Here is an 18827-nt window from a genome sequence, read left to right as displayed (position 1 = left end):
AAATGCTTCGCACAAAACGAGTATGCCGACTGTCCATGACCGCTGGCACGATTGCTGTATTCAATGGAGAACAACATCCCAGAGAGTCTACGTCGAACCAGAGGAATGGAACATGAAGGTTAGAGTTGGTTACCATGCGATGATCATACTAAGCGTGAATCTCTGCATCCTGGCCTGCGGGCGTCGGAGTTCGGAAACCCCTGAGCTGGGTACCCGGGATCTCCCTTCACAAAAAGCGCTTGATGATGATGAGGATCGCTTCGCGGAGTTGGAAAAACTCATCCGCGACCAATCGGAAGCTTTGACCAAACTCAGTACCGATAAATCCACGCTGCAGGAAAAATCCAATAACCTTGAGGCCCAAATCAAAGCCCTGACCGAGCAGCTGGAATCGAATCGAACCCTGACGGAAACACAAAAAACAGAGATGCAAAAGCAGATCACCGATCTGCAGGCCCAAAAAGCTACGCTCGATAAGCAAATCACAGAACTCAACGCAAGGAACGCGGAACTTCAAAAGCAGCTGGATGCGGCCAAGGCGGAGAATGCGCGCCTGGAACGCGAACTGGCTGCCGCGAAGGCCGCTGCGGCCAATGGGGTCGCCACCAGCACCAGCACTACCACCCCCAGCGCGGCGGCCAGCCAATTCCATGGCTTCCGCTATGCGGACCCGGACAAGGTGAAAAACGACTGCCTGGGCGTGCCTGGAGGCAGCACCGTGGATAACGTGCAGCTGACCTCGTCTGCCTGCAGCACGACGGCTTTGAATCAGCAGTTTGCGGTGCTCGACCCGGCGAACCAGTATTTCTTCATCAAACCACGCCTTTCGAATAAGTGCATGAGCGTGATCAGCAGCACGGAAGGCACGGCCGTGGTGCAAAAGACCTGCACGAACACCACGGACCAGTCCTGGGAATTCTTTGTGCGTGGCTCAACCGAGTTCCGCATCCGGAACCAGTTCAGCGGCAAATGTTTAAAGGTACTCACAGATGGCAAACTCGTACAAGGAGATTGCAATCTGAATTCCACTTACTTCACCTGGTTTACGGCCGGATGAAGATCCCCCTCCCCCGTTAAGTGGAAAGGCCCCCGGAAATTCCGGGGGCTATTTTATTTTGCAGCCATCCGCAGGCTCTGTTATGATCCCGCCCTTTCCACTGCTGCTGTAGAAAGCCTATGAAAAGCCAAATCATTCTGAAACCTGGTAAAGAAAAATCCATAAAACTCGGTCACCCCTGGATCTTTAGTGGCGCCATTCAAAGGGCCCAAAATGCTGAGCAAGCCGGGGCCACCGTCGATGTCTGTGATCATAAGGGACAATTCCTGGCCCGTGCCTATTACAATTCCAAAAGCTCCCTGGCGGCCCGGATCTTCAGCCGACAGCCCGGCCAGGAGCTGGATCAAGCCTTTTTGGAGCGGCAAATCCGTGCCGCTCTGGCTCGTCGCCCCGCCTTGCGCCCGGGGGTTCAAACCATGCACCGGGTGGTGGCGTCCGAAGCGGATTTTCTCCCCGGTCTGATTGTCGATCAGTATGCCGGGCATCTCGTCTTTCAGATTCTGACCGCCGGCATGGAATTGCAGCGCGAGGCGATCCTTGAGACCCTGAAAAAAATCTTTGATCCCGAGGTCCTGATCGAGCGCAGCGATGAAGCGATACGCAGCAAGGAAGGTCTGAGCGAACGCAAGGAAATCCTGATCGGCCGTCCCGAGGATGTGCGGACCGTGGGACATGAAAATGGAATGGCTCTGACGGTCGACTGCTGGGAAGGTCATAAGACGGGTTTTTATCTGGACCAGAGACTGGCCCGGCAGCTGGTCGAATCCTATGCGCAGGGTGCTGAGGTTCTCAATTGCTTCAGCTACACTGGTGGCTTTTCCATAGCCGCCAAACGCGGTGGGGCACGGCGCGTGATCAGTGTCGATGAAAGCAAGGCGGCCCTCGATATCCTGGCAGGCAACTGGCAGCAGAATCCTGGCAACGATGACTGTCAGATGGAAAATGTGCGAGCGGATGTGTTTGCCTACTTGCGTCAGCTGCGCGAGCAGGGAGCGCGTTTTGATCTGATCGTGATGGATCCACCCAAATTTGTGAGCGATCGGGCGCACATCGATCGGGCCTGCCGCGGGTATAAGGATCTTAATCTCCTCGCCATGCAGCTCCTGCGTGAAGGCGGCCTTCTTGCGACGTTCTCCTGCTCGGGCCTCATCAGCCGCGATCTCTTCCAGAAGGTGGTGTTCGGAGCTTCGGTGGATGCGGGCGTGGACATGCAAATTCTGCATCAGCTTTCGCAGGCCGATGATCATCCCCTGCTGCTTAGTTTTCCGGAATCGCTTTATCTTAAAGGTTTGCTCGGACGTAAAGTCAGTCTGAGCTAGGAGTTTCTGTGTCTCAGCATCCTCCAGAGGATCCTGGCCATCGCGGATTTCTGTTTGCCGGTTTTGCCAGCCTGTTCATAGCCGCGTTCATGGATAACGCGCGGGGCCCGGTTTTGCCTGTGCTCTGCACGCAGCTCAACATTCCCTATGAAACGGCGGGGCTGTTCCTCATGATCGGCAATGTGGCCGCGGTGCTCGCGACCTTCATGCTCGGCCGCCTTCTGCCACGCATCGGGGATCGCAAGGCGGCGATCATCACGAGCTGGCTTGCGGTGATCCCTGGGCTGGTGGCTCCCTTTGTCAGCAGCCAAGGCAGTCTCCTTTCGTTGGGGCTCCTGTTGGGAGCGAGCGTGGCCCTCGTGGGCTCGTTCAGCCATATCCTGACCATTCGCGGCAGTCCGGAGGCCACGCGGGGACGCTTTGTGTCGATGCAGCAGGTCATGTATGGAATTGGTTCCTTGATTGCCCCTTTGATGTTCAGCGCGCTCATCCTGGTCAAGGAACCCTGGTGGTGGCTGTTCACCGGCTCCTCGCTGGTCACCCTCATTTTGGGTTTTATCTATTTGAGGATTCTGCCCAAGGAAGCCCCGACGCCCGCCCCCACCCGGCGCGAGGACAGCCAGCAGGTTTGGAATGGAGCGTCGATCCTTGTGCTGCTGATCACCGCCTTTTATGTGGCGGGCGAAGTGCTGGCCTCCATGTGGATGAACAGTCTGATGGTGGGACAACACAACCTGAGACCGGAAGTGGCCGCGCAATATCAAATGGGCTTTTTCCTTCTTATGGGTGTGACCCGCTTTCTCTGTTTTCTGTTGGTCAAGCCACGGTTTGAAACAAGGATTCAGGTCGGCTGCCTGATGCTGGGCGTGATCTTTGCCCTCCTGGGTCAGCAGGGGCAAAGTTGGGCATTGCCGCTCATGGGCGTACTCGGACCATTTTTTCCTTTGACCATGGCCCGTATCAGCTTCAAGTTTCCTCACACCTGGAAGCAGATGATGATTCATGTCAACACAGGCATTCAATTCATGTTGGCTCTGATGCATGTTTCGGTCGGGCGGGTGGCGGATTCGCTCGGCATTGACCAGGCTTTTCTCCTGGCTCCGGCTTTTCTATTGGGTTCGATGCTGCTGCTCGTGCCCTTTTTGAAGGAAGGCCCCGTCATGCGCAAGGTCCCGGCCTGATGTCAAAAGACTGGTCATGGTCGGGATTACGACTTCTTTTGGATTTATACCGTGCTGTATTAATTGGAATTTTATAAGGAATAGGCCTTGCAACTCATCCAGGGAATTGCTCATTCTTAGGAGAGAAGACTATGCGCCCCTTGATTCTGATTCCTATTCTCTTGCTGCCGTTGTCAGCCTGCATGACCCAGCGCGATCGCACGATCTGGCAGGAATTCAAAGCGGAAATTTCCAGCGAAAAAGCTGAGGTCACGCCTGTGGAAACGGAAGCAGCCGATACTTCGGAAGCGGTCACGCCTCCGGCTCCTGTGGAACAGCCTCAGGGTTAACCCGAAGGGGCCCTCTGGCCCTTAAGAGGTTTTCTTCAGCGGTTCCTGGCGACCCAGCTGGTCGAGCTGCGCCTTGGCCTTTTCATAATTCGGATCAATCTGCAGAGCTTTTTTCAGATGCTTCGCAGCCGCCTCATGGTCGCCGAGGCGCCGATGAGAAAGCGCGATATTGAAATGAATCAGCGGCTTCAGCCGATTCGTTTTCAAAGCCCGCATGGCCGTTTCATAAAGTTTCAGGGCCTGCTCCGGTTTGCCGTCCCGCACCGCGGCCACCGCCGCATTATTGAAAAAGCCGGCCGCTTCATCCTCGGACACGCTATTTTTGAAAAGCCCGAGAGCTTCCTCAACCTCGCCCATTTCGAGTTTGATCTGTCCCATCTGCCGATGCGCAGCCGGTGCCATATCCGGATCCAGGTCAGCCGCCTCTTCATAACACTGCAGAGCCTTGTCCAAATCGCCTTTGCCATAGCAGGCATCACCGATCAACACAAGTCGCTCAGGATTGGACGGGCTCAGGATCTGAGCACCCTCCAGAGTCTCCAGAGCTTTGTCCCACTGCCCCTGCTTCATCATCGCCCGGGCCATCAGGTTCATGGCTCTCAGGTTATGCGGCTCACGGGCCACCAGATCCGAGGCCAGGACCAGGGCCTCCGTATACTTTTGCTGCCGGAAAGTCAGGTTGCCGAATTCCAGCTTCACCTTGTTGTCATGCGGGAATTTCTGATAAAGCTCATCGATTTTGGCATCGAGCTTTTTCTGATCGTACTTGTAGCCCTCGGCACGGCTTTCCCGCACCAGACGGGCGACCTCGCTCTGGTCCTGGGACACGGTCACCATATCAAGCTCATTGCCCAGGTTCAGGCTCGCGGATCCATAGCTATAAACCCGATCGATGAGGGCATCATTGGCGAAGGCCAGAATGTTGGGCGTCACATCCGGAACGATGAGAACGCGAATCAGTTCCGTGGCCGTACTCGTGCGACTGAAGTTAAGATGAAACTTGCGCGTTTGAGATTCATCCACAGCCTGCCAGTCATGGACCAGAACACTGGGTTTGAATTCAGCGATAGCGGAGGTCACTTCACTCAGCGCACTGATGAAGCTGACTCGATAATTCCCCATCGCCAGCGTCTTACGCACCAATTCACGATTTTGCTGCGCACAGAGTGAAAGGACTTTACGGCTAAGCAAATCGACCATCATCTTCCCTCTTGGCAATCTAGGGAAATTATAAGCGATTCCATTCCCCTCCACCAGCCAACTACGAATTCTTAATTCACTTTCATTGCAAATCATTGAATTGACCCGTTGGAGGGCCCCAGTAGGATGGCCGCCAGATGCTTTTCCAAACATTAGTAAAAGGAGCCGATTATGAGAGGAATGCTGGCGGCATGGACTACTCTTTTGGGTGTGGGTGTTTCCGGTCTTGCGTTTGCCGAAGCCCGCATGATTGATTTTGAGCAACCCCATAAACCGCATCGTTATATCGTGCGTTTAAAAGATGATATAAACACAGCGCGCTCCCTGTTCCGCGCGGCTGGTGTAATCCCCGTCCACAGTTTTTCCAGTTTCCATGCTTACGTCGTTGAAACCGACAAGTCCACGGAAGCGGACGCTTTGAAAGCGCTTCGCCAGAATCCTGCGGTCGCCTATATTCAGGCCAATCGTATATTCAAAATCTCAAAAATCCCCAATGACCCAAGCTATGGTTCGCAGTATCACCATAAAAATATCGCCAGTACCAACGCCTGGGAAGTCAACACAGGCAGCAAGGAAGTGGTGGTGGCCGTGCTCGACACCGGCGTCAATTATAATCATCCGGATCTGATCGACAACTATTGGACCAATCCCGGCGAAAGTGGACTCGATGAGAATCGCCAGGATAAGCGCAGCAATGGAATCGATGATGATCAGAACGGTTATGTCGATGACTTTCGGGGCTGGAACTTTGTGAAAAATACCAATGACCCCATGGATGACCATGGTCATGGCACCCACTGCGCCGGTGTCATCGGGGCCAAGGGCAACAATGGCGTTAATGTCGTAGGTGTCAATTGGGACGTTAGTATTGTCGGCCTTAAGTTTGTGGATGGCCAAACCGGTGAGGGCGACATGGAAGGGGCCCTCAAGGCCATCGAGTATGCCAATAAAATGGGCATTCCCATCACCAGCAACAGCTGGGGTGGCCAGGTGGATGACACCTATGATCCCAATGAACCGGATGCCCTGAAGGAATTGATCGCGCTCGCTGGCGAACAGGGTTTCCTTTTTGTGGCTGCCGCCGGCAATGATGGATCGAACAATGACAAGCTCGCGACGCTACCGGCCAGCTATGATCTCGATAATATTATTTCCGTGGCCGCGACGGGCAGCAACGATAAGCTGGCCTTTTATTCAAGCTACGGTCCCACGACTGTGGATGTCGCCGCGCCCGGCAGCAGCGTGCTTTCCACCTGGCTCAACAAGGGCACTCAAAAATTGAGCGGCACATCGATGGCAGCGCCCGTGGTGGCAGGAGCCGCCGCTCTCTTGAAGGCTGCGCATCCGGAATGGACAGGCAAGGACATCAAGGCCCGTCTCCTGGAGACGGTGGATCCCGTTTCAAGCTTGAAATCCAGGGTTTTGAGTGGCGGTCGGCTGAACGTGGGACGCGCGCTCGCCGACTGATGTTTTCATTCTGTGATATCCTTCCAAAGAAGGCCCAAGCGGATAAGCCAGTGCTGGCTTATCCGCTTTTAATTTTTTGGGAGACCTTTCCATGGAAGTCGTGGTTCTCTTCGACAATTACTGCACGATCTGTCGCGCGCTCGCGTCCATTCTGGACAACAATCCGCCACGCGGCTGGCGGGTGCTGGCCTGGCAGGAATCCAAGCTGACTGAATTTTCCAAGGACGCGCGACCGAATGAATTGCAGATTCTGCATAAAGGTGAACTGCTGTCCGGTCTCGAAGCCTGGAGTTTTCTCATCGAACATGCTCCGCAGATGAAAACCTATCAGCGCATGGCCAGTCGCATCGGAATTGCACCGCCGCGGCAGGCTCAATTTCTCCGTCTGCTGGGACACAGCCTGCGGCGCCTTTGCCCGGGCTGCTCGCCCTGACAAAGCCAAAACGCTCGCAAGCACCAGATTGCGGGAACGACAATCCTGTCGAGCTTACCGTCATGTCCTTCCAGGCGACGCAGGACGTGGAAAGCTTTCCATTGCAAAGGTAAGGGATATCACCTAAGTAACTACACTGTCCCTTTTGTCTGAAACCTTTGTCATTCAAGGAAGGAATCTGCGTATGATTCGCATCCGCCCGATCGTGGCCTGCGGCGCACTTGTCAGTTTGCTGGCGTGCGCTGAAGGAAGCAAAGTTGAATCTGAGCAAACCCAACGTCCCGCCAATCTTCAATTGGTTGATGCCTCGGCGCAGAGCGCACGCGGCGAACTTCTTGAGTCCACGCATGTTGTCAGCCTGAGCAAGGCTGAAGTTGCTGGAAAGCTGGCCCCCATTCTGTCCGCTTTTAATCTTCAGGCTCAAAACGGTGTGCACATCTATCGCGTGAAGTATCAAACCCAAACCCCGGCCACCCCAGCGGTTCCCGTGGTGGCCTCCGGTCTGATGATCGTTCCGGACGTTCAGCACGCATCGAATGCCTGGATCAGTGTTCAGCACGGAACCAGAACCAGCAAGGGCGATGCCCCTTCGGTGACACCGTCGGAGGGCATCTTTGAAGCCTCCCAGGGTTTTGTCACGCTGGTGATGGATTACCTCGGCTATGGAGCCTCAAGCCAGGTGTTTCATCCCTATCTTGTGGAGCAGTCCTATGCTGATGCGGGCGTTGATTTTCTGAAGGCTGCGTCCACGTTCGCTGCCATCAATGGTGTGCTTCAGGGCCCCCTCTTTCTCAGAGGCTATTCGGAAGGTGGTTATGCAACCCTCGCGCTGCAAAAGGAAATCGAAACCCATCATGCCGGAACTTTTGCTTTGATGGCCACAGCCTCTGCCGGCGCACCCTATGACCTGGAGGCCGTCGCCACCGAGCTGTTGCAGAATGAAATCCTGCATCCAGTGAATATTCCTTTCCTGATTCTCTCCTATACGAAATGGTTATCGCACAACGACTTCAATCCGGAAGCGATCTTCACCTGGCCGGTCGCAAACGTGGCCACGCTCTTCAATGGCCAGTTTAATAACGCGTACATCGGCAGTCAGATCCCCACGCGAAAGGTGGAAATGCTGGAGTCCGATCTGGTGGCTGACTTCCTGAGTGCCCGCCCTCAAACCAATGAAGCGGTGAAACTGCACAGCTATCTCCAATCGCAAAGTTTGACCAACAAAGGCTGGCAGCCACGCGCCATCACCATGTTCCTTCACTGCGTGGACGATGAAGTCGTGCCGGTGAGTTCGGTGAAAAAGATCAAGGACGTCTTCCCCGGTGACAACGTGTCGGTCATCACGATTCCGAGCCTTGCCGATAGCCCCAAGTATACACATGGGACCTGTCCGGCGATCTTTTCACCAGTCGCGGCTTTCCTGGACATTCTTCAAAAATCGACAGCGCAGTAAACAGAAGGGAACTCCATCATGAAAAAAACATATATCAGAAATAGTGCCGTTCTCGCCGCGCTCGCGGCTCTTGCTCCCGAGGCGCTGGCCGGTGGTTATCAGGTCATGGAAAAGAACGCACGCGGTCTCGGTCGAGCTTATGCGGGCGAATCCGCGGCGGGCGATGATGCCTCCACGGTGGGCAGCAACCCGGCTGCCATGAGCCGCTTGAAAAGACCCCAATTCACTCTATCGGCTGCGACGATCGACGCCGATCTTGATGTTGAAATCGAGGAGTCGACTCTCGTCGTCCCGGCTCTCCAGGCCGCTGGCCTTCCAGCCATCCGTGCCCAGGGCGTTTCCCATGCGAATGCCGCCCCTGACTATCCCCTCATTCCCGCTGTCTATGCCGTCTATCCTTTGAGCCAGGACTATGTTGTCGGGATCGGCGTGTTCTCGAACTTTGCGAGCGAGACAGGCTACGATGGGGACTTTGCCGGTCGCATTGCGGCGGAAAAATCCAACGTGCGCACGACCAACATCAACCCGAGCGTATCCATCCAGCTGAACCCGCTGCTGTCCCTTGGCGCTGGCTTCAATGCCGTGTATGCCGAGGCGGAGCTGACGGCAGCGAATCCATCGGCCGGGCCCTTTCTGCTCGCACCAGGTGTGGTGGCTTTGAATCCACAGACCGGGGAAGCGATCATCGCTCCGAATGGCGAATCAATAGGCACAAGCAGCGTAAAAGGTGATGCCTGGGGTTATGGCTGGAACGCCGGTCTTCTCCTGACCTTCTCGGAACACAGCCGCCTGGGTCTCTCCTATCGCTCGACCGTGGATGCTGACCTCGAAGGCGACACCCGCTTTCACAACACACCCACCACGGACTCATTTCAGGATTTCGCTGCGACCGCACCTTTGCAGTTACCCGAAATCATCAGCCTGAGTTACATCCAGGGCCTGGGCGCCGGGCTGCAGCTGAGCGCGGATATCACGCATACGGGATGGAGCAACTTCGAGGACCTCAACATCTATCACAAGGACAGCGGGGCCCTCGCCAGTCGCGTGGATGAGCGCTGGGAGGATGCGCTGCGTTATGCGATCGGCCTCGACTATGCGGTCACCACAGGCCTGACGCTGCGCACCGGTTACGCCTACGATAACTCACCGGTTCCTAATGAAAGGCGCACGCTTCGCATTCCGACCGGCGACATGCGCTTTTACTCCCTGGGCGGCAGTTATATCCTCAATGAAATCGCCTCCTTTGACCTCGGCTACAGCTACGTGACCCAGGCCAAAACCGGAATCAATGACATTCGCGAATTCGAGGGCCAGCCCTTTTATGCGCGTGTGGTGGGATCTTCGGAAGCGACCGGCAATATTTTTGCGGCGCAAATGAATATCGCTCTGTAATTCCAGCTGGTTCCCGCTCCCTTGCGGGAATCACCCCTTTTCCAGAACGGAAAGCTCAACCGTAATAAAACCCGCGAGCTGACCCGTCTTGAAGCAAATACTCCCTTCCGGCATTATTCATCGCAGTTTTTTCATGGCAGCGAATCCAGGCGTTTGATAGGTAAGAATCTGCGACTGGAGTGAGTCGCATCCTTAGTGAATTTGGGAAAGCCGTTTGTCGAAAAAGCTCCTAAAACGAGTTGGATTCGGTAAACCTGTATTGAAGTTTGGGGGGAGGATCGGGTTCCGGTTCTCCCCCAAATTTTTGTTGTCATGGGCCTTACACTGTCTGCCCAAGGACTTGACAGTTGTCAAAATTCTTCCAGGGATTTCAAACCAAAAAGTCAGGCATATTCCTTGCTTAATTGAAAGCCTAACTGCAACAAGGATGCACCATGGGAACGACTAGCAAGATCCTCGTCATGGCTTTCACCCTGTCCGCAGCAGCCTGCTCGGGAGGTAAATTCAAAGGCCAGACCGATGCTGCGACCGCTGATGGCGGAATTCTTGAAACGGAGTCCAGCACGATCAGCACCAGCGATGCCACAGCCCCAAGCGCAGACGGAACTCCTTCCGGTCCTGTGGCGGGCTGCAATCAGAGCGCCGTGGGCATTACGCAGGCCAAACTTCTATCCAGCGGCATCAGCACCCAGCTGGGCACGCAAACCCTGCGTTATGAGCTCTCTGTCCTGAATTGCAAGGATGGTTCGGTTCAATCGCTGAAGGATCAGCCGATACTTTTTGATTTGGATGCGAGTCTCGCCACCGGCTTTCAACCGGTTCCGTACTCGATTCTTGATACCCAAGGCGCAATGATTTCCACCGCGACTCTGCAGGTGGTGACCGGCAGCGATCTCTTTGGCAACACCGGGAACTTCGCGCACTGGACCACGGAGAATTTCAGTTACTCGAATCAGCTTGAAAAACTGATTCTGGAAATCAAACTGGAGAACGTACAGGTGCTGCCGCGTAACGCGACAGACCTTGCCATCAATAGCTTCCTGCGGATCGGCAGTGCCCAGGCTGTGACCCAGCCTTTGACCATTACCGAGTGAATCAGAACGTGACCTGCCGTTTGGCCGTTTCCTGGTACTTCGTCAAAGTTTCCCGCGCCGCAGCATCCTGGGTTTGAGCCAGGAGCTGCGCGAGTATTTGCAGGGATGACTCCCGATGCTTCCGCACCGTCCCAACCAAAATTTTGGCCAGCGTGATCTTGTCGTCATCCGGGAGCGGATGATTCAGGAGGCCTTTGATGGCCGAAAACCAGCCCGCATCCGGCGTCCGAAGACTGAGTGCATGCAGGATCTGCCGGCGCACTTCCGCCGAGGCCTCGCCCGGATACTGACGCACCAAAAACTCAGGCGCATGGTTGGGCCTGGCAAAACGCAAGGCAAAGAAGGCCTGGCTGCGAATGGCTGGATCCGGGTGCGTGAGCCAAGGATTCAAATCCTCGATGCGACTGACCCCGCAGTTGCCGACCACGACGAGGGCCTCGGTGATGTCCGCCAGATCCTGGGCCGCCTGCAGATGTCTTAAAGCCAAAGCCTCCAATTCCGCGGCACGCTTCTGGGCTTCCGGATCGGTCTTCTGACTCAGACGCTGCCCCATCAGGCCAAGGGCCAGTCGACTGCTGCGGCGTACAGCGGAATCCTCTGCAGACTGGCTCAGAAGTTCCAGCGACTTCTGTGCCTCCAGGGTGGGTTCAGGCACCAGGCCAAGCGTCGTGACGATTTTTCTGGCGAGCGGCGCATCGGTGTGCCGCTGATTCAGAAGATCGACCAGCGCATTCTGGGCTTCCGTCTGCCCGGCCGCTGCCAGCGCCCGTATGGCCATTTTCAAGGCCGGATCGGACTCATCCAGGTTACGCAGGCGCTCCATGAGCCGCTTGATCTCAGCCGGATGCAGAAAGATCCAGGCTTTGAGTTTCAAATACAGTTCCTGGGAATTCTGTGTCCCGGGCTGAAACATCTGACTCCAAATCTCATCCAATCCAAGGCCGCCAAGCGCCACCTTTTGCATGCTGGAGTCCTGGCCTGATCCGGCCTCACTGCGGCTTTGTCCCCAGCGCGCCTCGAGGCTCGCCACCCGGGCTTCCGCCAGGGTGTCCTGCTTGAGCCATTGCAGAGTCAGGACGGAATCACTGGTCCAGTCTTCTCCATTCAGGACTTGAACCTCCCGCGCATCCGCCTGAAGCTGGTCCAGCCCTTCAAAGCGGGGCCGCAGGATGACCAGACTTTCCCCGCTGATGCTCTGCTGAGGTTGAGTCGTGGCTTCGAAGTATTTTTGGATGTAAATTTTTTCCGCCAGCAGTCCCGGGCTCAGATGCGTGGGATCGAGTTCATAACGGGTCGATACCGAGCTACCGGCCATGACTTCCTGCAGCTCCCAGATCGGTGTCTGCAAAACAGCGGGCAGGTCCACCTGCATTCTTTCGCAAAGGGACAGCCAGAACTGGGAAACGGTGGGATCCATGTTCGAGTCCAGCTGCGGTTCGATTTGAAAACCACGGGAGGCCATACGTGCGCCGGTGCCTTCGATCCAGGCTTTCAGCAGGTTCGACCGCAAGGGAACCGGCACGTCGTGGAGCTGCGGCGCCCCTTCGGGCCTGATGCTGAGCCAGACCCGATAGCCGTCGGTCTCCTCGGAGAGCACCACAACATGCAGGGTTCCCAGGAGCCGCACTTCAAACGCCTGATCGGTCTCTCCCGGAATATGCCCGTTGCCGGTATAGGTCAGGTCATAGACCAGCTCCTGACCGCGGACCAGGGTCCACGTGGGAACTTCCTGCGGCTTCCAGATGGCAGCTTTGCGCTGTCCCCCTGTGGGCACCGCCGCTGGATCCGTGGCCTCGGGGCGCTGAACATAAAAGACTGTGGCGGCCAGCAGGGTGGCCACGCCGCTACCCAGAACGATGAGGAGGCGTTTCTTCATGAAGCCCCTTTCCCGCAAAATGGAGGGCAGGGCTTCGCGGCATGCGAGACCCTGCCTGTCATGACAAGAAATATCTTATTTCAGGATAGCGACCCGATCGGAATAGTCAAAGAGCAATAGCACAACCGGTCCAGCCCAGTGGAATTTTGTCAAAGAACCAAATCCGTCCCGGGCCCTGATCCGGACGTGACCACTCGGGATCTGGAGCCCCACAGCGTTTTTTTCAACGTCGCAGGGGCGGAGGATTCCAGCTGCCGTTCAGCGCGCTGTCCCGAGGTGCGTAGAGGCGCATGGTCAAACCCATGGCCCCCTCCGGAGCTGGCAGCCAATTCGCTTCCTTGTCCGGACCTGGATTCTCACGCTGAATGTAAAGGTCGAGGGAACCGTCGGCGTTGTAATGCAAGGGATCACGATCGCCCAACGCAAAACGGTCTATAGGGTTGGGCACCGGGAAGCCCTGCGCGTCATACATGGTTAAAGACCAAAAGGCATCGACGGGCGGCAGCTCATCTTGATTGAAATGCAGCACATAGTTGTATTCTCCGCTCATAGGGCGGCCGTCTGCATCCGCAACAGCGATAGGATAGATGGCATCTTCCGGGAGGTTGGCACCAAGTCCCGCCATCGCGGTAAATGCGCGATTGAGATAGCTGTTGCCATAGACGCCCAGTGTTTCGCGGTTGATCTGCCAGCCATTGACCTCTTCTCCGAAGCGCCCGGCGTGACCTTGAATTTTTTTCAACCCCTCACCCGCCCCCTGCTCCAACGCCTCTTGAATCAGCGGATTTTGGATATTCAGACTTTGCCCAGGCACAAGACCCAGTTTTTTCAACCGAAAGAGCAGAGTCTGATCGGTGGTGTGAGGCTTATGCAGTTTCATCAGTTCGGCGGCATAACGAAAATAATCCAGGGCAGGCATCCGATTCACCTGCTCCAAGGGTGGTGTGGTCATATCCACGCTGGGATCAGGGGTTATGTCGGAAGCGGGTTCCTGGGCGGCTGTGTCCATGGCGGTGATGGTGAAACCATCCTGGACGGCATTGACGCTTGCAAAATCCTGAGGGCCATTCGTTTGGATCCGCCCGATGATCCAAACATGGGGAGTGGGAGCTTCGATTTTGTGAGCCCCTGGAGGGAGCTGACCCTTCCAGCCTTCAGAAACGACAACATACTGAGCAGCATGCGTGCCGGTCGTGCGTTTGCCCGGGACGGCAAAAACATCGGTCCACATATCCATCATGGGCAAGAGGTAATAGCGCCCCTGAGTATCCGGCGTATGGATCACGAGGGGGCCTTTTGTCAAATCCAACCAGGCTACGGAATACAGAGTATCAAAGTTGGGGCGCACGACATCTTTCATGTCGGCAGCCGGAAAATGGCGAAGGTGATGAAAGACATTCATAGGGCCACGTCCCAAACCATTCCCACCGGGAGCGTTGGTCGCGACTTTGCGCGTCACATCCATCGTCACGAGAGGATAAAAGTAAATATAGGCTTCGGCTGCAATGTCCCTGAGTTCCTGCTCCATCGGCGCGTCGGGTCCTGGCGGCCTGGCTTGTGCCCATGTCGTCAAACTGGATGCGAGAAGAAATATCCAAAGATAAAAGTGTTTCATAATTTCTCCTTTATGAATCCGATCGTTGGCTCCAGTACCTTTTGTGGCTGGTTTATACTTTTAGCGAACTTTGGAAAATCCGCAGTCGTACCAGCGGAACTTTCTCCAGCTTGATGAAGATGAAGGTTATTGGCGTGGGCTATCTTATTCTGAAGGCAGGGTGTTGGGGCCGGGCGGCTTTTTCATTCCAGCCCGGGGTGAAACGATCGGCAGGACCTGGAGGGGGTATTCAAGAGCCCCGAGCCCCATAGCGCGTTTCCACAAGCCTCGGCAGGTCCTTGTCGCAGAGTAGCTGCCATAACTCCTGCGCGGAATCACGGGGGGCCACGAGCTGACCGCTCTTATGGAGCTGACGGAAGCGCTCCACTTGTGGAAATTCCTCCACCCGGCTCTTGCGCAATTCGTCCTGCATGGGAGTGTCCAGCACACCCGGCTCATAAATCACAAGGCTCAGATCGCATCCCGACACTTCCGCCTCGGTCGCCATCACCTGAGACGCCATCCGCAGACCGGCTTTGCTGGTGCAGTAGACGCCCCAGCCGGCATAAGGCTTATGGGCCGCACCACTTGAAATTTGGGCAATACGCAATTTCTGCTGAGGAAAGCGTCGCAGCAGCCAATTGCTCAACTGCAAAGGTATGGTTAAATTCGTATGGAGGCTGGCGGCGATCGACCTGGCATCGAGCTGCCCCACAAGACCGACCGGTTGCACCGTGCCTGCATTATTCACCAGCGTCACGGTTTGCCAGGCCGCGGCATCCAGAATAGGTGCGAGAGGCTGCAGCAATTGATCGATGCCATAGTCCATGATGCTGAAATCCACCTGGATCTGTTTCAAATGCGGATGCTGGAGTTCCACCCGACGGCGCGCAATGCCCACGACATAAGTCTTATCCTGCAGGCAAATGTCGAGCAGGGCCCGACCGAGTCCCGAACTGTGGCCCGTGATGATCACAAGATGTTCATTTGATTTCATGTGCCCCTCAACGCAGAGTCGTCATCCATTGTTCCACGCGCCGCTCCAGGAGAGTCAGCGGCATGGCGCCGTTGTCCAGTATCATGTGATGAAATGTTTTCAGGTCGAACCGTGGCCCAAGCGTCGACTGAGCTTTGGTTCGCAGATCCAGGAATTTCAGCATTCCAATCATATAAGCACAGGCCTGGCCTGGCATCACCACGTAACGCTCCACTTCGCGGATGGCATGAGGCTGCGCCACGCCCCCTTCCCGATGCAGATAGTCGATCGCCTGCTCACGGGTCCAGCGTTTGGCATGAAGACCGGTATCCACCACGAGGCGCGTCGCACGGAAAAGTTCCGCGCGCAGGCGACCGATGGAATCAAAGGGCTCTTTCTCCAGTCCCGCTTCAAACGCGAGCCTTTCCGCATAGAGCGCCCATCCTTCCACAAAGGCGGTAAAATTCACTTCCCGGCGGAAGAGCGGCAGGTCTTTTAGATTTTGACTGATGGCGATCTGCAGATGATGCCCGGGTATCCCTTCATGATAAGCCAGGGTCCGCATGCCGAACTTCACTGTGTTTTTGATATCGCCAAGGTTGGCGTAAAAAACACCGGGACGTTCCCCATCCAGTGAAGGGCTGGCATAGGATCCCGCCGGCGCGCCTGCTTCCATAAAGGGAGGCACGCGCTCCACCTTGATGGGGGCCGAGGGCATCTCCGTAAAGTGGGAACCGAGACTGCGGGCGGCTTCATCAATGATGGCCTGATAATCACGCAGGATCTGGTCGCGTCCGGCCGCATCATCACTGTAATAAAACCGCGGTTCGGCACTCAGTTCCTGGAAGATGCTACCCAGATCCTGCTGCGTGTTATAGCCCTGTTTCTGGAGCATAGCCCGCAGCTCGTCCTGGATACGCGCAACTTCCTTGAGACCCAGTTGATGCACCGCCTCCGGATCCAAATCGAGCGTGGTGTGCTGAGCCAGGATGAAACGATAGTACGCGTCCCCTTGCGGCCATTTCCAAACGCCGGCATCCGCTGTGGCCTGTTTGCGCTGCTCCTCCAGGAACGCGATCAGTTTCGCATAAGCCGGATAAACGGCATCCCGCAGCGCCTCTTCCGCGCCTTCCCGATAAATCTGCCGATCCTTTTCCTTGATGGACGACGCCTCCTCCAACTTGCGAGCAAACGACGCGTAAAGCATATTTTCTTGCAGCGGGACCGCGATAAAGGTCCGCATTTCTTCCAGCACGCGATCCAGGATGAAATCCGGCGGAACAATGCCTTTCTCCTGACGAATCCTGAGCCCTGCGATCAGCTGTTCAAATTTTTCCCGCACAGCATAGAGCCGGGCCACGTAATCGCTGGCTTCCGCCTTGCTCGTCACGACATGCACATCCTGCATGAATCGCGGAAAGGAATTCTGTACTCCATGCAGGGGATTCACGGGGTAATCATAAAAGCGCCAGGGACCGTTCGTCTCGAGGAGCGAACGCAGATACCACTGAAAAATGTCGTACGATAGCGCCTGGCGCTCATCGAGATCGGCCCGTTCATAGCCCTGCAGAGTTTTTTCGGTTTGCTGCAGAAAACGCTGCTCGCGATAGAGAGCGTGCACCGAAATATCATCGAGCTGCTTGCGGTGCGAGGTAAGACCGTACTGATCCAAAACCCGTACGGTGGATAAATATTCGGGGCTTTCCAGGGAATAGAGTAAAAATGTACGATCAAAAAAATGATCGATGTTGAAGGGACGTAGAAAGAGCAGACGGACCAGCCAAAATCCGAGCAAAGTGAGCAAAAGGAGAAGTCCGTATTTCCAATAAGATCGCATCCGCTGGCCTCAGTTCCTAAAATGATTGCAAAAGATTGACACCAAAGTATATCAAGCCTATACCTTTCGCAAGGCGCTCGCTGCTCAGAATGAGGTTGCTTGATGAAGTCGCGACTCCATGGATCATCTTTGGTGCTGCTCGCTCCTCTTTGCCTGTTCCTGCTTCACGCCTGGTTCTACCGATCCTACGGTATCTTTCGCGATGAGTTCTACTACTTTGTCTGCGGCCTACGTCCCGATTGGGGATACGTCGATCATCCCCCACTGGTCGGCTGGATCAGCTACGCGCTGTCCCATCTTTTTCAGCAGGATTTATCGCTTTACCGATTCTGGTCGTTCGCGATCGCAGCGGCGCATTTGGCGCTGGTTTTATGCTGGGTGCGCAAGCACCACGGAGGCCCACTGGCGCAATCGCTGGTCGCTGTGGCGCTGATTATGTCGCCCCTGCGATTGGGCATGGATCATTTTTTTTCCATGAATAGTCTCGAACCTCTCATCTGGTTTGCCATTTTTTGGCTCTTTTCGCAAGTCGCAAAGCTGCACGCTCCAGGGATCCTGGGTCTTGGCGCTCTGATCGCAGTCGGGACTTTGAACAAACACAGCACCGCAGTTTATGCTGTTCTGCTGAGTTTTTGCTTTTTCTGGAATGCCGCGGATCGTTGGCGTCTTTGCAAAAAAATTCTCGCGGTGGCGACCATCAGTCTCGTCCTCATCAGTCCGCATCTCATCTGGCAGATGCAGCAGGGCTGGCCGACCCTTGAATTTCAGCATAATGCGCGCCTCTATAAAAACGAAGCGCTCACCGCCACGGCGCTCCTGGGTGAATGGATCCTGCATCATCATCCACTCGTCGCCTTCCTGTGGATTCCAGGTTTTTTCATCATTCTCACGCAATCGCGCTGGCGCTTCTTGCGGCCTTATTCCTGGGTCGTTTTGCTCTTTGGCCTTCTCCTGATCCCGGCTCACGGCAAAAGCTATTACGCAGCCGGTCTGATGGCTCCCTTGATTGCCGTCGGCGCTCTGGAGTTTGAAGCCCTGGATCTGCGCCTGCGCTGGCTCTTTCCGGTACTGATCGGCCTGAGCGGACTTTTGCTGATGCCGCTCAGTTTACCTGTGCTGCCCGTTTCCCTCTTCCAGTCGTATCAGGATGCCCTGGGATTTCGGCCCGAAAGTGGAGAACGACATGCGGAAGGCGTCCTGCCACAGCATTATGCTGACATGTTTGGCTGGCGGGAACTGGCGGAACACGTGGCGACGCTGTGGCATGAGCTGCCTGTGGCGGAACAACGCCGCACGATGCTTTTGGCACAAAATTATGGCCAGGCAGGTGCGTTGGATTACTACGGTCCGGCTTTGGGTTTGCCTCCGGCATCCTCGGGTCACAACTCCTATTACCTCTGGGGTTATTATCCGCGCGATGCCACGCAGATTCTGATCGTCGGCGGGCAACGCGAGGATCATGAAAAATTCTGCGGAAAGCTGGAAACGCTCGGCGAGTTCGATCATCCCCTGCGTATGCCCTATGAACGCGATCTCGTGATTTATCTCTGCCAGGATCTGAACCAACCGCTGCAGGATATCTGGCCTTTGACGCGCAAATTTATTTAGAGGACGTTCCG

At 55.6% G+C, this 18827-nt stretch carries 15 protein-coding genes; 10 read left to right on the top strand and 5 right to left on the bottom strand.

Annotated elements, in window-relative coordinates; translation table 11 throughout:
- The first annotated feature begins 112 nt into the window (after window positions 1–112).
- From OLTU_RS12690 to OLTU_RS12675, 4 genes are all read left to right on the top strand, one after another.
- Complete coding sequence (locus OLTU_RS12690; RefSeq protein ID WP_176736565.1) at window positions 113–1057, top strand: RICIN domain-containing protein; 945 nt, start codon at window positions 113–115, stop codon at window positions 1055–1057.
- Between the two features lie 119 nt (window positions 1058–1176).
- Window positions 1177–2376: a class I SAM-dependent rRNA methyltransferase gene (locus tag OLTU_RS12685; protein ID WP_141733131.1), complete on the top strand. Its 1200-nt coding sequence runs from the start codon at window positions 1177–1179 to the stop codon at window positions 2374–2376.
- 8 nt (window positions 2377–2384) lie between these two features.
- Window positions 2385–3557 (top strand): MFS transporter, encoded by a 1173-nt coding sequence (locus OLTU_RS12680; RefSeq protein ID WP_141733130.1) that lies wholly within the window; start codon window positions 2385–2387, stop codon window positions 3555–3557.
- A 131-nt stretch (window positions 3558–3688) separates the two neighbouring features.
- A complete protein-coding gene (locus OLTU_RS12675; RefSeq protein ID WP_141733129.1) occupies window positions 3689–3886 on the top strand; it encodes a hypothetical protein in 198 nt (65 codons plus the stop codon).
- Window positions 3887–3907: 21 nt separating this feature from the next.
- Here the strand turns inward: OLTU_RS12675 and OLTU_RS12670 are convergent, their stop codons facing one another.
- A complete protein-coding gene (locus tag OLTU_RS12670; RefSeq protein ID WP_176736564.1) occupies window positions 3908–5089 on the bottom strand; it encodes a tetratricopeptide repeat protein in 1182 nt (393 codons plus the stop codon).
- 168 nt (window positions 5090–5257) lie between these two features.
- Between OLTU_RS12670 and OLTU_RS12665 the strand changes: the two genes are divergently transcribed.
- The 5 genes from OLTU_RS12665 to OLTU_RS12645 all read left to right on the top strand — a co-directional run bounded on the left by OLTU_RS12665 (window position 5258) and on the right by OLTU_RS12645 (window position 10925).
- Window positions 5258–6553 (top strand): S8 family peptidase, encoded by a 1296-nt coding sequence (locus OLTU_RS12665; RefSeq protein ID WP_141733127.1) that lies wholly within the window; start codon window positions 5258–5260, stop codon window positions 6551–6553.
- Between the two features lie 91 nt (window positions 6554–6644).
- The gene (locus OLTU_RS12660; protein WP_141733126.1) at window positions 6645–6986 is read left to right on the top strand and encodes a hypothetical protein; all 342 of its coding nucleotides are present in this window, start codon (window positions 6645–6647) and stop codon (window positions 6984–6986) included.
- A 184-nt stretch (window positions 6987–7170) separates the two neighbouring features.
- Complete coding sequence (locus tag OLTU_RS12655; RefSeq protein WP_141733125.1) at window positions 7171–8439, top strand: alpha/beta hydrolase family protein; 1269 nt, start codon at window positions 7171–7173, stop codon at window positions 8437–8439.
- 18 nt (window positions 8440–8457) lie between these two features.
- A complete protein-coding gene (locus tag OLTU_RS12650; RefSeq protein WP_141733124.1) occupies window positions 8458–9831 on the top strand; it encodes an OmpP1/FadL family transporter in 1374 nt (457 codons plus the stop codon).
- A 434-nt stretch (window positions 9832–10265) separates the two neighbouring features.
- Window positions 10266–10925 (top strand): hypothetical protein, encoded by a 660-nt coding sequence (locus OLTU_RS12645; protein WP_141733123.1) that lies wholly within the window; start codon window positions 10266–10268, stop codon window positions 10923–10925.
- Window position 10926: 1 nt separating this feature from the next.
- Here the strand turns inward: OLTU_RS12645 and OLTU_RS12640 are convergent, their stop codons facing one another.
- From OLTU_RS12640 to OLTU_RS12625, 4 genes are all read right to left on the bottom strand, one after another.
- Window positions 10927–12801: a hypothetical protein gene (locus tag OLTU_RS12640; protein WP_141733122.1), complete on the bottom strand. Its 1875-nt coding sequence runs from the start codon at window positions 12799–12801 to the stop codon at window positions 10927–10929.
- A 223-nt stretch (window positions 12802–13024) separates the two neighbouring features.
- Window positions 13025–14416: a DUF1254 domain-containing protein gene (locus tag OLTU_RS12635; protein ID WP_218110005.1), complete on the bottom strand. Its 1392-nt coding sequence runs from the start codon at window positions 14414–14416 to the stop codon at window positions 13025–13027.
- Between the two features lie 229 nt (window positions 14417–14645).
- Window positions 14646–15392 carry an SDR family NAD(P)-dependent oxidoreductase gene (locus OLTU_RS12630; protein WP_141733121.1) on the bottom strand — a complete coding sequence of 249 codons (747 nt, stop codon included), beginning with the start codon at window positions 15390–15392 and terminating at the stop codon, window positions 14646–14648.
- A gap of 7 nt (window positions 15393–15399) precedes the next feature.
- Window positions 15400–17208 carry a DUF885 domain-containing protein gene (locus tag OLTU_RS12625; protein ID WP_141733120.1) on the bottom strand — a complete coding sequence of 603 codons (1809 nt, stop codon included), beginning with the start codon at window positions 17206–17208 and terminating at the stop codon, window positions 15400–15402.
- Window positions 17209–17310: 102 nt separating this feature from the next.
- Between OLTU_RS12625 and OLTU_RS12620 the strand changes: the two genes are divergently transcribed.
- Window positions 17311–18816, top strand: a complete 1506-nt coding sequence (locus OLTU_RS12620; protein ID WP_141733119.1) for an ArnT family glycosyltransferase — start codon at window positions 17311–17313, stop codon at window positions 18814–18816.
- Window positions 18817–18827: the final 11 nt, after the last annotated feature.

The sequence above is a fragment of the Oligoflexus tunisiensis genome (assembly GCF_001748245.1).
Lineage (GTDB): Bacteria > Bdellovibrionota_B > Oligoflexia > Oligoflexales > Oligoflexaceae > Oligoflexus > Oligoflexus tunisiensis.
The sequence above is the reverse complement of the archived record's forward strand: the minus strand, read 5'-3'. Positions and strand labels throughout refer to the sequence as shown.